Below are 13,479 nucleotides of genomic sequence, written 5' to 3'. Positions count from 1 at the left end.
GTAAGTGCAGTCTCTCTCATCTCACACTAAACATAACCGCCGTCTGGCTATTGCGTTAATTGCAGTGGCTGTCGGCGGTTTGTTAGTTGCGTTCTGGTTTTCTGCAGGCGAAACCCTGCAGCGCAATCAAAATGCCATGAGCCGCTCCTGCCAGAATGTGCAATTAGCGGTAAATAGCCTGTTCCCTGCTTCTGAATCACCGCAACAACAAGTAGCCAACCCCGACTTAATGCATCAGGCGCTCAGCGACGCTATAGCCGACACTAAGGGTGTTAAAGGTGGTTTCTGGCATACAGCCCAAGGCTTTATGGGCTTTGCATTCCCAACCAGCGGCAGTAGCGCCACGGAAATTGGCATTAGTAATGACGATGTTCCTATTGTTCGTTCCGCAGTACAGCGCTCTTTAGAGCAGCAACGCGAGGTAGTTTCGGTACAGTCGAATGACCGCGTGGCAACCGTGGTCGCCGCTTGTCCTGAGACCAACCATTACAACCTGGGCATTTGGCTGAAAAAAGAAGTGCAGCTGGTACCGGCAGACTTCTCTATTATTGTCAGCGTACTCTTTGTTTTGCTGGCCATTATTGGCGGCATACTGGTGGTGTGCGAGTCGGTATTTAACCGCAATTGGCACTCTGAACGTGACCGCATTGTAACGCAGGCCGAAGACAGCTCTCAGGCCGTTACCGTTACCACCGAAATACCAGAAATACAGCCGCTGTTGTTGCTGTTGTATCAGGCGCGTCAGAAAATTCAGGCCAAAGAGCGTGAGCTTAGCCAGCAGATGAACAAAGTTATTATGGCTAACCAGAAAACGCTGGTAGGGCGCATTGCGCGCTCAATGACAGCGTTGGCATTAGCTGATCTGGAAGACATGCAGCGCAAGCTCTCAAAAATGAGTGAAGACGACATTAAGCGCAAGGTTTCGCAGCTAACCGAACTGTTTAATTCGTTTGAGAAAGTCACCTCAGAAATGGGCAATGGCAAAGCCGTGTCACTGGACGTAGAAGATTTTCTGCAGAACCTGGCTGACTACCACGAAGGCCATGGTAACGAAAAAGATATTACGATAACCGCAATAGCAGAAAAAGGGCTGAAGCTAGAGGCTGACCCCTTACTTGTGCGCTTTGCAATGGACTACTTAATACGCCATATAATGAGCTTTGTGCCGGTAAACTCCGAAATTATGCTGCAGGCAACCGCCGAAGAAAACTTTATAAAAATTGCCGTTAGTGACGAAAGCTCGGGTATAGAAGAGAAAAACAAGCATTTACTCTTCCACGCCGACGAGCTGGCACCAACCCAGTATGGCATAGGGCTTAAGGTAGTGCGGGACACACTGCACAGCCAGGGTGGCGACATCAGTTATGAAAAAGTTGATAAAACTTCACGATTTAACGTGCTGATACCCATGACAAAAGCCTAAAAAGTTCGTATAATTTGCGCCGCTTCACAGCTTCCAATCAAAAATGGCCCCTTAGCTCAGTGGTTAGAGCACCCGACTCATAATCGGTTGGTCCCCAGTTCAAATCTGGGAGGGGCCACCACTTTTAAAGGCTTTCAGCCGAAGTTTTTACTAACTTAAATGCTTCATCATGTAGCATGTCGCTTATGTGTCGCTAATGATGTGAGTTTGGAGCTTCAAGAAGTGTTTTTTCGATTTCTGGCGTGTTAAACCAGTTAGTAGAAATAAACCCCATCAATTCCTTTAATTGTTTCTCAAGAGCAATAGCGGAGGTTAAATCCTCTACCTGAGATACTATGCCTAGCTCTCTAGAAGATTTTTCAATAAAGTTTTGATATGCTTCTTTGTCCAGCTCTTCTTTGTCTGCGCTGGAAGAGAACTTTTCTAGCTCTTTTCTGAACTCTGCAACAAGCTTTTTTAAAGTAGTAGGGCTATTATAATCTGTATTACCTTTTGGTGAGCCTATTAGCTTTTTAAGAAGTTGGCGATGGTTAACTTTTGATAAAGAGGGCTCCAGATTTTGAAGTTCTCCGTTTTTTAAACAAGAATCCAGGTAGTTTTTTAGGGCGTCCGATTCTTGTTGAAACACGCTATAGATGAAAGATTGCCGCTGAAGATTTGCTTGATGAACTGTTCCCCAGATCGTGAGTATACCGAGTGTGGAAAATGCAAACTTTATGGGAAGCTCGAATATTGAATAGAAGACCCTAAGCCCTCCGTTTCCAAAGTTCCAACATAGCCCACTATCAGGGTATTCTATATAGAAAAGAAACGAGCTCGCTATTATTATCGTAAGAAATAGTGACTTAAACATAAGGGGTTATAAGGTTTAACCTATTCCTTGCGTTAGTAGCATCTTCGGGATAACTCCTTCTGAGAATACCAAGCTCGTGGCTTATACGGTTCCAGTCCTTCGCAAACCATTTTCTTTGCTGATGTATTTGGTGTTTACTTTCTAGCTTACTTAATCGCCTAAAAATTGAGTTTCTAAAACGATTTGATGGTAAAGGAGGGGCAGAAGTAAGCTTTGATTTTAACTTCTTATGAGCAGGGTGATTAACTCTTTTTAAAATACTTAAAAGGCCATACGCTCGGTGGTATTTTTTATAATAACGATGCGTAGTTCTTCTATTGTCAGTTTTTGATAAGTCACTCACTTGATGAACTAAACGCCTTATCTCTTGATATTTCAGTTTTGATACTTTTGGGGAGTTTCCAGTTACAACTATCCCATGAACCTCTAGGGGCTTAGGCCCCAAAATATCAACTTTACTCTTTGTTTCATTTATCTGGAAACCAGAGTTAACTATCATTTGCTCAACTCTCTGGTAAAGAGTGTCAATTGAAAAGTTTTTTTGAGGACTTGAGATAATTATATCGTCTAAAAGGCGAGAGTATCTAGCACCGCACTCATTAGCTGCTTTAGCTATTCTTTTTTCTTGGGTGCCAAACATCAAGTTTGCTAAGTAACTGCTAGTAGGTGCTCCCTGCGGTACACGGCCTTGGAATGTGCATAGTTCCGTTAATAGTTCTGCAACATCATCCGGAAAGTTAAAGAATCCTGAAAAAATTTTTTCAACTTTTTCATCTGTGATGTGGTCAAAGAAATCTTTGATATCAATAGTTGCTATTATTGCTGAGGGGCAATGGGATTCTGCACATAAAAGGTAGTCTCTGGGGAGGTCGGGATCAGAAATTGATCCAAACAAGTAAGAAGCAAACTCAACTTCTGAGAATATTCGGTTATTAATCTTGTTTTGAATTTTTTTTAATTCTCGATCTACTGAGTAAACGGTGCGCGATTTACCATTTTTTTTAGGGATTATCCTTTTTTGATAAAGCTTAGCTTTATTCTCAATTAGGGAACCGAGTTCTTCGAGGGAACTGTCGAGCGCCGCTGCTAAATTAGCGGGGTTACCTATGACATTTATTGGTTTGTAGGTTGAGATTTTCATTATTATAAAACTACGCCCATCACCTCTCTAGAGGGAAGTTTAGCCTTTTATCTCTGCCTTAGGTATTTAAGTTCAAGTAAAATTTTTCGGCAAACATGATGGGCGTAATTATTGGAGCAACTGAAGCCAGATCTTACATTTCGGCAGCTAGCCCCCTAAAAGGTCTCTTCAGACCGACGTTTAAAACACAAGCGCCAACCTTGAACCGTTTAATACCTAATTCTGAGAACAGAGCGATACGCCCTTAAATTCAACATTAACATTTTTTTACAATAATTCAACTTTTTAGTACAGTTATTCCCAGTACTCCAAGTGGAGCGGGCTAACCCGCTCCTTTAGGTAAAGGCCGCCAAACATGATGACGGGTTTTTAGCCGTTGATCGCCAGCTTTCACACCAATTAGTTTTTTCCGAATGTCTCCATCATAGCGAGTGGTTGATATTTCCCCCGTGTCGGTATCAAACTTCACTTCGTAGTCCAGTTTTAGCTTATGCTCTTTACGTGGCGTGCCGATATTGCCCATGGCTCTGTTGTATTCCGCCCAATTTCCGGTATCGGCTGCGGCTCTTGCAGCTTCAAAAGGTGAATCAGGGGCTTGCTCATGCCTTGCACGTCTTAACTCCCTGTAAACGGACGCAGAAGCTCCGCCTTGCTGTTGAAACTGTCGAATAGACCAACATGAAGCCCATGCTTCAACATGCCTTACAGTCGTTTTAATGGGCTCGTCATAGCTGCCTGTCTCTAGCTCCACTCCATCTATATTTTTTGAGACATACTTTGCAAGGTATCCCGTAGCACGACCTTTTGTCTTATCGATGATTTTAATATCGTAACGGTTTTCAGCCGCGCCTTTTTCGTTACCATCTTCCATTAGAGCATAGTGCGCAATTATCTCTGAAAAACGCTTAATATCTGTTGGACGGATAAAAACAAGGATGTGCCAATGCGGAGTCCCGTCATGTTGAGGCTCAGTAACCCGAATACCAAACATAGTAATTTTGTCCCGTTTCAATTGAGCTCTTATTTTGCGCCAAATAGAATTCAGATATTCCTGAGACTCTCGTGGCGTATAGCCGCCCCAGTTAGGGTTTGGTTTACCTGATTTTGAATAGTTATTGTGATACTTAGAAGGGCAGGTGATAGTAACGAAAACACCTTGATATCCTTCTTCGTCTGCCATTTTTTCAAAACCACTGGCTCGGGTCATTAAGTCGGCGCGTCTGTTTACGGGGTTAGCGATTGTTGACTGGCTAATCTCGAATAAGCTCAGTACTTCTCCTTCCTCGTTTACGACATATTTGTCCTTAAGAAACTTTTCATTTCTCAATTTATCGAGCTCGCGGTCTTTTACGGTCGGAGTACTGCAATAAATGTCCTTGCCTTTCGACACTCTGCTTAGGGTTATTGCCGTATACTCTTTTGCCTGTTTAAGGCTTTTTCTTATACGGCGAGCCCACCACTCAGGGCACTGTAATCTCTGTATACAGCCTTCTAATGTTTTCTGACCGTTAGGCTGAGGCGGTTCAACATTCAATTCTTTTGTATACGAAGACATAATCTTATACAGGGATTTGCGTTCCTGCACTTTGTCTATATACGGGGATTTCGTTCTCGATTTTCCCGTATAGGTATAAGGGTACTCATTAGCGAGCTTAGAAAACTTCCTTGATTGGTAAGCTGCCCATTTCCGTATATCGGTAGAATAGAAATTGATGTTATCAACGAATGTCGGAACCTTTGAGAAAATCGACTTTTTCAGTTTACGTATAAACAGGTTTCTTTCCTTTATAGTAGGTTTATCAAAATAGGCTTTCAGAATGTGAAAACTGTGCTCCAAAGGAAGCACAACAACATGATCCATCAGGAACTTAACGCTACCCGAGTCAACTTGATCAATAAAGGGTTTTAGCTCGGGGTAACTCTCTTGGTAATATTGCTTTTCGGCTTCATTCAACATGAGACACCTCCGAAAGCTCAAGAACCAAATACCAGACACCGCAGATATGGCGATAAGTAGGAGTAACAACCCCTAATTGCCGTAAATGGAAAAGGTCATCAGAGGTAACTTGTAGCTCGTCATCATCGGTTATCATCCGCCCCATCGCTGGGAAAAGATCGACGATTATGTGAATTGGTTTACCTGAAGACAGGTGTTCAACGATTTGCTTTTGGTTTGCACTTAACTCAGCCATGGTTCACCTCATGGTCAGTTAAGTTTGAAGCCTTATAGAAGCTTTCTAGCCAAGCGTCTAAGTCTTCTTTCAGGTAACGGATTGTGCGACCAATTTTTATAAATGGCGGAGCAGGCTTACGTTTGCCCAGTTGACCATCCATACGCGATTGGCGCAGGTAAGAGCGGCTCATCCCGATATACTCGGATGCCTCGATTTCAGAAAATGCACGTTTCGCAACGTTCATAATATTTACCTTACTGTTTATGAATGTACAGTTAGGTTATGAAACTGATTTAACCGGATGAGGCTAGGAGTGAGAAAATGGGTTTGTGAATGAGGTTATTATTTAGTTTTGAATAGAACAGCTGCTTTTTTAACCTTGGTTAGCCGATTAGCTAAGCTGTCTCTCTGAACATAATTGTGCTCTAGGCTAGCTGATCGCCAGCAAAGTTCACTAGCAGAGATATCAATGATTATATCTTCTGTATCAAAAATGCTTTCAGATTTTTTATAATCTGAGCGTATAGCGTTCCAAACTTCAGGTAGTGTTATTCTTGGTAGTGATAATGCCACGCGGAGAAGTAATTCATTAAGAAGATCGACAGTTGCTCCGCTAGCTCGTAACGCATCAATTTCGCTTAGGTTTGAAACTGTAGAAGGTATTTCAGATTTATCTCCTCCAGGCTCTAGATTTTCTATAACACTTCCCGTTACGCAGCATTCGTTGAGTGATAGCATTTTGCCGTTAAATTCTACTTTCTTATTGGCCGCTCCAAGGTGCCCTAACAGTGCCTCAAAGCCATTTAGAGCCGTTATTTTTTCATTCTTATACTCATCATTCTTTTGAATAGAACTTCGAGCTTTATCAAATCTACCTCCTTGATGACTTTTACCAAGTCTAGGCTCTAAGAAAGCGAAAGTAGGCATTTTTAATGGGGTCGTTATTTTTCGAGGCTTCCAATCGGTAATGCCGTGAAAAGGTGGTTTGTTTCCATTAGGTAAGTCAAAATCCCAGTTTCTGAAAAGCCCATCTACGATTTCAGCGTGAACTATATTTGAGCGGCCTTTGGTTAAAATATGTTTGGCGTCTTCGAGATCAAGTTTTATTTGTGCCTGTCCTTTTGCAATACCTGAACCTATCTTGGTGTTTGCCATTTGTTGATAAACTAAAAAATTTGCCTGTTCCACAGAAGCTAGAAATTCAAGTTGCCCGAGTTCAACTAAATGCATAATTCGCTCCGCGGAGTATCCGTGGACGCCGATAAGTTCGTTTACTTTCATGAATAAGGACATAATTCGAATAAAACTGGTACATTAGGGTTAATTGAAGATAACAGAATTAGTATTCCGAAAGCGAGGAAAACTGAGAATGTGGGAACGCCTTACAGCCCCTGATAAAACCGTTTTTAAAACCCCTTTATTCCTGATTAGCTTTTGGCTTCCAGTTGTTATCAGCATGATACTTTTCGGGCTAATAGCATTTTCCGATGGTTTAACACTCTCAATAATGGGAGGCAGCGATGCATACTCGCTGATGGTCGAACGGATGAAAGTACCACTTATCGTCCTATCTCTATCGATCCCCTTATCTGGCCTAGTCGCGTCAAATCACAGGTCAATGCAGCTAGTGAAAACTATACGAGGCCAAGAACGAAAACGTATGTATGATCTTTACTATGACCACCAAAAAGAGTTTTGTACTACCACTGGAAGGATTATAGAAACTGATGAGTGGAGCTACATTGAGAATGCCGATTTACCGCTAATTCACCGATCTGTTTATCGGCACAATATTGATGAGCTAAATGACGAGTTTTCCCCAAACACAACTGTTATTAATGCATTACTCTCTTTTGTCGAAGAAGGGAATAATTTTATAGAGTCTCAAAAGGTCGAGATATTCGAGGCTATTAAGAATGATCATTTTAAAGAGGCTTCAGATAAAACTTTGATTACTTTTGAGAATTTGATTATGAACCTCAACCGGTTCAGGGAATTTTTGATGGTTCGTCCTTTGAAAAGCGAAGAAAAGTACTTAACTGTTTTGAAAGCAGTTTGCGAAATAGACCTATTAAGGGGTTGGTTTAGAGAAAAATATAGTGATAAATTTGATAAGGTGTTTAATGAACACTCGTTGAATGAGTTGCTTGTAGAAATTTCGAATTACTTCGGGTTCTCCCCTTATGACTTAGACAAGGGGCGCTTAATAGCAGTATTACAGCTGTCTGAAATTAAGAAAAAGGATTCATCGTAGGCTTACCGTCCGAGCTTTATCTTCCGGAGTCAAATGAGCTTACCGAAGAATTGTCTTCATATGGGCTTAAGTCGGTATCAGACAACGCTCATAATGAATGAAAAGTAGATGCAGATAATCCCCCCAATTGATAGTAAAATACTATTTTGTGACAGCTTATCCGCTAAGCTAATTTTGATTAAATACTAGGAAATTTAGATGGAACAAACTGAAAAGGTAAGGAAATCCAATTTTGTCGTTCGGTTATTTAAAGGGGATGTATCATTACCTATCACCTACTGGATCTTTGGTGTCTTAATTGGGGGGATAGGCTCTCGCCTAGCTTTATCAGAAATTGAATCCAATTTCTCTCAATTATCAATTAGCGACAATGGAATGCTTTTAATTTACACAATTATTGGGAGCTTTGGGGCGTATTCCTTGTTTATGCTAGTTGCGATTTGGCGTAGTGCAAACAAGTATGACGGAAGTGCAATATGGTCGTATTTGGCAAAATTCGCAGTCATTCTTAACTTGGTATTATTTGGTGTAAATCTTTGGAAGGCTAACGATACTGAATATACCTTGAAGGAAGGGTTGAGGATGGTGAATGCAAGCCTCCCTGCAATGATAGATAAAGAGACCCGTCTAAATTCTATGTCCATAGAGGGGAAAAGCATTATTTCCAGATACACTATGGTTAATTGGTCAGTAGAAAAAGTGAAGGTGGAAGAATTCAAATCGTTTATGCGAGAAAAGCTTACAACGAAAGTTTGTGAAAGAGACGACACTCGATCGTTACTAGAAGAAGGCTATAGAACAATTCATGCATTTTTCGACAAAAATTCGAATGACATCACAAAAATCACCCTAAATATTGATGATTGTTCTGAAGAATAGCGATGCGTGCGAATTTTATATTGACTACGATATTCATACAGTCAGAAAATTCTTGCCGCTCAATAGGTTAAATTAGATTTACTGCTCTAGCTTTATGCTCCGGCGCTAAATGAGCATACCGAAGAGTCATCTTGATATCAGCGTGGCCTAGTAGCTCCCGAAGAGTATTCAGATCGACTCCGCGCATGACTAGTTTACTGGCAAAATGGTGTCTTAAATCGTGAAAGCGGAACTCTTCAATTTCGGCTTCTTCCAGTACCTTGAGGAAGCCTTTTTTAATATCAGTTAAAGGCTCCTTGTCTTTACCATGAAATACGTACTGGCTTTGGCTAATTGGCTTCCAGTTTTCTAGTACGTGAAAGGCGGTATCGTTAAGGGGAATAATGCGACTTTTACCCGACTTGGCGTTACCCGCCTCAACTGTCAGCGTTTTGCTGTAGAAGTCTATGTTTGACCATTTAAGTTGAAAAATTTCGCCTCTACGCATTCCGGTGTTCATGGCTAGCAAGACAATAGGCTCTAAATGATCGGAATACTCCTGTTCTCTCAAATCTGGCTGGGTAGGGTAGTTTCTGACACGTCTAAACTCATTGGCTTGATCTCGGGCTGTTTTAAGTCGCTCGTCACGCTCTCTTAGGGTTGATAGCAGAGATTCCTCTTCGTCTGGCGAGAGGTAGCGTAAACGGGTGCTTTCAACTTTTAGCGTTTTAACTTTTTTTAAATCGTGATTCGGTAATAAATCCCATTCTACGGCTCGGCTCATAGCCCCCTTAAGAGAGTTTACGTAGTGATTGACGGTAGCCTTACCCATTTGGGCTTTCACTTTTTGGTTTCGCCACTGTTCAACTTTACGGGCTGTTATCTCAGAAAGTGGGGTTTTAAGGAAATCGGCAAAGCCTGACTGAATGGTTTGAATAATTCGATCAGCCGTTTTTGCATTTCTAGCTTCTAACCAAGGCTTATAGTGCTCTACTAAGTATTTACCTAATTGATTAGCTCGTTGGCGTTCGGTTTCCTGCCTTTCGTCTAAGCGACTCTTTTGAATGTCTATGCCTCGGGCTAGTTCTCCTGATTTCACTTTGGCTATTTCGCGAGCTTCGCTAGGCGTGAGTTGACCGTGACTACCTATTTTAAAGTTGCCTTCTCGACCGTGGGTTTTGTAGTACAGGTAATAATGGATGTTACCAGAGGCATGAATTCGAGCATGAAAGCCGCGAATTTCTGTATCGGTAAGTCGTTTGTCAGACGGTTTGAGCTTCTTGATAGAAGACGTGGTTATCTTCGCCTTAATTGCCATTGCAAATACCTGTGTCGATAGCATGTCGCTTATGTGTCGCTTTTTGATTATGCTTCAACGAACGGGAATGAACAATGGTGATTAACCTTTGTTTTCACAAGCTATTGTATTTAAAGGTTATAATATGTTTTCTTCGTTCTTTTTGGTTCATGCTTGTTCATGGTTAAATACCTTTAAATAGCCGCTCATAATCGGTTGGTCCCCAGTTCAAATCTGGGAGGGGCCACCATTTTTAAAGGCTTTCAGTATTAGTTATTACTAATGAAAATTAGTTGGTGAGTCGATGGTTTAACTACAAGATTAATGTCGATTTAACTAACACTGTCAATTAGAGTCGTGAGCGTTTATAGGCCGCATAGGCTTGAACGTGCTGTAGAATGATTTTTAGCGAATCTTTATTGTCTAGCTGGTCGCAGGGTAAGCCGTTAATATTCTCAAGATCTTCCGATGGATAAAGTGGTTTTTCAAGCCACTTCCAAGCTTTAGCAGGACTTGCTTCTAGGGTTTTATCACTTAAAATTGATATAATTTTTTCAATTTCTTCGGGGTGCTTGAACCAGCTAAAAGGCCTTATTGCCGATTTTCTTGCGCCTCGAACGCGGCAAGGCATCTGAGACTGAGCAAGCTCACATTCATCTATAAAATGAATAGTCCAATCGGATAGGGTGCTTAAGCTATTATTGGGTTTACGGTAGTCTTCGTACCGTTTTATAGGAATAACAACACCTATTTGTATTTGACGATGACGGTTTAGTTTGTTGTATTCTCGAATTTTCTTTAGAGCAGGTACAAAGTCTGTGTCGTTCGTTACAAAAACGACTTGTTCTAGCTCTGGTTCCATCATCGCGTCGTAAACAGCTTCAAGCGCAAGGTGAACATCACTTTGTTTTTCTTCCATTTTCCAGATTTTAATGCGTTCAGAAGCGCGTGGCTCTAACTCCCTACCGTCGTTACCGTACTCTACTTTAGGGAATTTTGTTTTATCAATTGAGTAGCTACCTTTGAAGGTTTCCAGACGGTCACCCAAGTGGAGCTTGAGAGCTAAGTGATAAGCACGTTGATCATTAAGAGAATTGGAGTCAGCAGCTGCTCGTTGACTAATTTCAGCTGTGAAAAATTTAACTGCAAGCGGGTCTAACTTCGAATTCGGAGCGCCTGAGCGAGTGAGAAGTTTTTCAGATAACGAGACTGGGTTAAGCCATTTATAGGGAGTCCCCTTTAAACAGCCAAAATACAAATTGTAGCCATCGATATAAATTCTTGTTCTCAAACTTTCCATCCCTGAAATGAAAAAACCGACGCAAGGTCGGTTCTTTCGCCCAACTCCAGGGGTCTGTATGTCGCCACGCGTGGAAGATGGGTAAGTTGTTGTATAAAGTTATACTATTAGTTGACAATCTGCAAGGTGTTTTACGTAAAATCTTTCTAGCGATCTTCGAATTTAAAAAAATCTGTGAATTGTAGTGGTCAACTAAATGTGGTCACTTAATTAGAAGCACTACTGTCACGCTAAAACACATCTCACCCCATCCTTGCAAAACGCTGCTGTCGCCAATGAGTCAGCCGGGGCAGCAGCAGCCCTGAAATGACAACCGCCATACCAAGCAGCTGCAAACCGGTAACGTTCTGGCCAAAAGTTACGGCGGTAAGTGCGGCGAAAATGGGCACGAAGTTGAAAAACAAAGAGGCGTTTGCGGCACCAAGCTGTTTAACGCCGGAAATCCACAAAAGGTAGCCACCCACGGTGCCAAAAACCCCAATGAAGAGTAAGTCGGCTAAGACAATTTGGCTTATTGCCAGGCTTTCCTGAACAGGGTGGGCTTCCGCGCTAAACGCCGCTACTACAGAAATAACGCCAAGGCCGGCTAACATGCCAATAAAGGTATAGGGGATCATAGGCATCCAGCGGCTAATACCTTGCGTTAAGTAGGTGTAGAGGCTCCAGCACAACATACCTAAAAAGATGATCTGGTCGCCGTGGTTGAATTCAAAACTGAGTAAGCGTTTCAGTTCGCCGTTGGTCAGCACAAGCAACGCGCCCGACAAGCAAACCACCAGGCTGAATACGGCACCGCGGGTCAGCAGCTTACGCTGTAATAAAGAGCCAATTAGCGATGTGGTTAACGGGCTTAGTGCCATAATCAAAGCGCCATTGCTGGCGTTGGTTTGAGCCAGGCCGGTGAATAGCCCTAGGTTGAGTCCGCCTACGCCAACAATGGAGACACCAACGACCCACAGCCATTGTTTAGCTCTTAACTCGGGTATGGGTATGCGTTTCCACTTTATAAAGGCAAACAGACAAGCGGCGGCTATAGCAAAACGCCAAATAACTAACGTCAGGGCGTGAACTTCTCCCAGAGCGTGTTTGCCTACGGGAAAGGAAGCTCCCCAGAAGAAAGCGCATAATAGTAATAGCAAAACAGCGTTTGTATTGGCTGAGCGGTTCATACGTATCTCCGCAGGAAGAAACTTGAGAAAACATGGCTGACAGTGTATAGATTCTATTTACGGTATAAATAAGAGAAAATGGGAATTAAAATTCCAAATATGAAACCTAATTACTCACTGGATGACATGCGCTGCTTCTGTATGGTGGCGCAGTATGGCAGTTTTAAACAAGCGGCGGTTGCCTTACAAATGCCGCTTTCCACGCTCAGCCGCAGAATTGCCAAGCTGGAACAAGACTTAGCGTTGCGGCTTTTTAATAGGGACGCTCACCGTGTGCAACTAACCTTTGCGGGGCAACGGTATTACCGCAGAAGTGCGCCTATTTTCGACGAGCTGGACAATGTGGCTGCGTGCCTGCAGCAAGACAGAAACGAGGCCAAGGGTACGATAAGAATTTCTGCCCCAATTAATTTCAGCGTTCAGGTACTGGTTCATCATTTTAATGCGTTTATGAAGCAGTATCCGGACATTGAGCTCGACTTAAAGCTATCAAACCAAACTATCGACATTGATGAAGAAGCCATGGACTTGGCTTTTCGCATTGGTCATCACAGCGCAACTCACTGGATTGGCCGACAGTTAACCAATATTCGTTTTGCTATTTGCGGTCCGGCAAATTTGGACGTATCCCACATAAAGGCTCCCGCCGACTTAGCCGGGTTACCCACTGTGCTGTGTTCGCCTATGCTGACCTGGAGTCTGCAGCATATTCACTCGGGTGAAAAGCAGGCTTATACGGCTACCGACAACATACGCTTAAAAGTGGATGACATGAGTTTACTGACTGAAGTGATAAGCGGTGGCATAGGTGTTGGTTTTATTCCCGACTACCACGCGCAACCTCTGCTCGAGTCGGGTAAAATTCAACACATTTTACCGGACTGGAGCAACCAGGCCCGCGGGTGTGAAATGCTCTACCGGGACAGAGACAATATTCCATATAGGGTAAGGCTGTTGATTGACTTCATGCTACAGCGTTTCCAGGGTAATGATGGAGTGATGTAAATAGC

The 13,479-nt window shown here is 42.5% G+C and carries 13 protein-coding genes and 1 tRNA gene; 5 read left to right on the top strand and 9 right to left on the bottom strand.

The window, feature by feature from the left end; translation table 11 throughout:
* Nucleotides 1–4: 4 nt before the first annotated feature.
* Together ACN0TF_RS12345 and ACN0TF_RS12340 are read left to right on the top strand one after the other, a co-directional pair.
* Nucleotides 5–1,423 (top strand): sensor histidine kinase, encoded by a 1,419-nt coding sequence (locus ACN0TF_RS12345; RefSeq protein ID WP_417442175.1) that lies wholly within the window; start codon nucleotides 5–7, stop codon nucleotides 1,421–1,423.
* Nucleotides 1,424–1,468: 45 nt separating this feature from the next.
* Nucleotides 1,469–1,544: transfer RNA gene (locus ACN0TF_RS12340), tRNA-Ile, on the top strand.
* A gap of 72 nt (nucleotides 1,545–1,616) precedes the next feature.
* Here the strand turns inward: ACN0TF_RS12340 and ACN0TF_RS12335 are convergent.
* The 6 genes from ACN0TF_RS12335 to ACN0TF_RS12310 form a co-directional block, all read right to left on the bottom strand.
* Complete coding sequence (locus ACN0TF_RS12335; protein ID WP_417442174.1) at nucleotides 1,617–2,051, bottom strand: hypothetical protein; 435 nt, start codon at nucleotides 2,049–2,051, stop codon at nucleotides 1,617–1,619.
* A gap of 217 nt (nucleotides 2,052–2,268) precedes the next feature.
* Nucleotides 2,269–3,417: a reverse transcriptase family protein gene (locus ACN0TF_RS12330; protein ID WP_417442173.1), complete on the bottom strand. Its 1,149-nt coding sequence runs from the start codon at nucleotides 3,415–3,417 to the stop codon at nucleotides 2,269–2,271.
* Nucleotides 3,418–3,739: 322 nt separating this feature from the next.
* Complete coding sequence (locus ACN0TF_RS12325; protein WP_417442172.1) at nucleotides 3,740–5,374, bottom strand: replication endonuclease; 1,635 nt, start codon at nucleotides 5,372–5,374, stop codon at nucleotides 3,740–3,742.
* Entirely contained in the window at nucleotides 5,364–5,609 is a 246-nt protein-coding gene (locus ACN0TF_RS12320; RefSeq protein WP_417442171.1) for a hypothetical protein, read from the bottom strand. The genes ACN0TF_RS12325 and ACN0TF_RS12320 overlap by 11 nt, the downstream gene beginning before the upstream one ends.
* A complete protein-coding gene (locus tag ACN0TF_RS12315) occupies nucleotides 5,602–5,835 on the bottom strand; it encodes a helix-turn-helix domain-containing protein (protein ID WP_110014361.1) in 234 nt (77 codons plus the stop codon). Before ACN0TF_RS12315 ends, ACN0TF_RS12320 begins: the two co-directional genes overlap by 8 nt.
* Before the next feature lie 98 nt (nucleotides 5,836–5,933).
* Complete coding sequence (locus ACN0TF_RS12310) at nucleotides 5,934–6,821, bottom strand: hypothetical protein (protein ID WP_417442170.1); 888 nt, start codon at nucleotides 6,819–6,821, stop codon at nucleotides 5,934–5,936.
* A gap of 139 nt (nucleotides 6,822–6,960) precedes the next feature.
* On the opposite strand from ACN0TF_RS12310, the gene ACN0TF_RS12305 reads away from it, so the two are divergent.
* Together ACN0TF_RS12305 and ACN0TF_RS12300 are read left to right on the top strand one after the other, a co-directional pair.
* On the top strand, nucleotides 6,961–7,845 hold the full coding sequence (locus ACN0TF_RS12305) for a hypothetical protein (RefSeq protein ID WP_417442169.1): 885 nt from the start codon (nucleotides 6,961–6,963) through the stop codon (nucleotides 7,843–7,845).
* A gap of 198 nt (nucleotides 7,846–8,043) precedes the next feature.
* On the top strand, nucleotides 8,044–8,724 hold the full coding sequence (locus ACN0TF_RS12300; RefSeq protein WP_417442168.1) for a hypothetical protein: 681 nt from the start codon (nucleotides 8,044–8,046) through the stop codon (nucleotides 8,722–8,724).
* Between the two features lie 67 nt (nucleotides 8,725–8,791).
* On the opposite strand, the gene ACN0TF_RS12295 is transcribed toward ACN0TF_RS12300, so the two are convergent.
* From ACN0TF_RS12295 to ACN0TF_RS12285, 3 genes are all read right to left on the bottom strand, one after another.
* Entirely contained in the window at nucleotides 8,792–10,021 is a 1,230-nt protein-coding gene (locus ACN0TF_RS12295; protein WP_417442167.1) for a tyrosine-type recombinase/integrase, read from the bottom strand.
* Between the two features lie 328 nt (nucleotides 10,022–10,349).
* Nucleotides 10,350–11,291: an NYN domain-containing protein gene (locus ACN0TF_RS12290; protein WP_034822182.1), complete on the bottom strand. Its 942-nt coding sequence runs from the start codon at nucleotides 11,289–11,291 to the stop codon at nucleotides 10,350–10,352.
* A gap of 251 nt (nucleotides 11,292–11,542) precedes the next feature.
* Nucleotides 11,543–12,469 carry a DMT family transporter gene (locus tag ACN0TF_RS12285; protein WP_417442166.1) on the bottom strand — a complete coding sequence of 309 codons (927 nt, stop codon included), beginning with the start codon at nucleotides 12,467–12,469 and terminating at the stop codon, nucleotides 11,543–11,545.
* A gap of 99 nt (nucleotides 12,470–12,568) precedes the next feature.
* Here ACN0TF_RS12285 and ACN0TF_RS12280 point away from each other — a divergent pair, with 99 nt between their 5' ends.
* Nucleotides 12,569–13,474 carry a LysR family transcriptional regulator gene (locus ACN0TF_RS12280; RefSeq protein ID WP_417442165.1) on the top strand — a complete coding sequence of 302 codons (906 nt, stop codon included), beginning with the start codon at nucleotides 12,569–12,571 and terminating at the stop codon, nucleotides 13,472–13,474.
* The last annotated feature ends 5 nt before the right edge of the window (nucleotides 13,475–13,479 follow it).

The organism is Idiomarina sp., from assembly GCF_048265525.1.
GTDB lineage: Bacteria > Pseudomonadota > Gammaproteobacteria > Enterobacterales > Alteromonadaceae > Idiomarina.
This window is presented reverse-complemented; position numbering and strand designations above follow the sequence as displayed.

Bases quoted from the DNA above. Each gene is read 5' to 3' on its own strand.
- ACN0TF_RS12285 (WP_417442166.1), bottom strand. From the start codon at position 12,469: ATGAACCGCTCAGCCAATACAAACGCTGTTTTGCTATTACTATTATGC.
- ACN0TF_RS12325 (WP_417442172.1), bottom strand. From the start codon at position 5,374: ATGTTGAATGAAGCCGAAAAGCAATATTACCAAGAGAGTTACCCCGAG.
- ACN0TF_RS12300 (WP_417442168.1), top strand. From the start codon at position 8,044: ATGGAACAAACTGAAAAGGTAAGGAAATCCAATTTTGTCGTTCGGTTA.
- ACN0TF_RS12295 (WP_417442167.1), bottom strand. From the start codon at position 10,021: ATGGCAATTAAGGCGAAGATAACCACGTCTTCTATCAAGAAGCTCAAA.
- ACN0TF_RS12280 (WP_417442165.1), top strand. From the start codon at position 12,569: ATGAAACCTAATTACTCACTGGATGACATGCGCTGCTTCTGTATGGTG.
- ACN0TF_RS12320 (WP_417442171.1), bottom strand. From the start codon at position 5,609: ATGGCTGAGTTAAGTGCAAACCAAAAGCAAATCGTTGAACACCTGTCT.
- ACN0TF_RS12315 (WP_110014361.1), bottom strand. From the start codon at position 5,835: ATGAACGTTGCGAAACGTGCATTTTCTGAAATCGAGGCATCCGAGTAT.
- ACN0TF_RS12310 (WP_417442170.1), bottom strand. From the start codon at position 6,821: ATGCATTTAGTTGAACTCGGGCAACTTGAATTTCTAGCTTCTGTGGAA.
- ACN0TF_RS12330 (WP_417442173.1), bottom strand. From the start codon at position 3,417: ATGAAAATCTCAACCTACAAACCAATAAATGTCATAGGTAACCCCGCT.
- ACN0TF_RS12305 (WP_417442169.1), top strand. From the start codon at position 6,961: ATGTGGGAACGCCTTACAGCCCCTGATAAAACCGTTTTTAAAACCCCT.